General features: G+C 76.3%; 1 protein-coding gene. It reads right to left on the minus strand.

What is annotated here, in order from left to right:
- Positions 1-446, minus strand: a 446-nt coding sequence (locus tag V2J85_RS40540) for a PI-PLC domain-containing protein (RefSeq protein ID WP_474064979.1), incomplete at its 3' end; no start/stop codon positions are given.
- Between the last annotated feature and the right edge of the window lie 19 nt (positions 447-465).

Below are 465 nucleotides of genomic sequence, written 5' to 3' on the forward strand. Positions count from 1 at the left end.
CCCTCGGCGTGCGCCTGCTCCACGGTCTCCAGGGTGAGCCGCCGGATGTTCAGCGCGAGCGTGGCCGCCCCCGCCGCCCGCGCCCGGTCCACGATGTCCCCGCCCCAGCGGCTGGCGATCAGGACCGTACGCACCCCCGGCACCAGCCGGGCGATCTCCGTGACGGCCTCGTCGTGGAACGAGGAGACCTCCACCCGCCCGGCCAGGTCGCGGGCGAGGATCACCTCCGCCAGGGCCCGGGCCGCCGCGTCCGCGGGCGTACGCCCTCCGGAACCGAGCCGCCGGTTTCTCGCCCTGGTCCGCCAGAGCAGCGGCAGCAGGGGCAGCAGCAGGACCAGCAGCGCCCCGAGGACCGTCAGCAGCACGGTGCCGGCCGGAGTGCCCCCGTCGCCCTCGGACATCGGAGCGGGCGCCGCCGAGAGGCCGCACTCACCCTGTTGGCGCAGCTGCGGCGAGCAGCTTTCC

Source organism: Streptomyces bugieae, from assembly GCF_036352915.1.
GTDB classification, from domain to species: domain Bacteria; phylum Actinomycetota; class Actinomycetes; order Streptomycetales; family Streptomycetaceae; genus Streptomyces; species Streptomyces endophytica.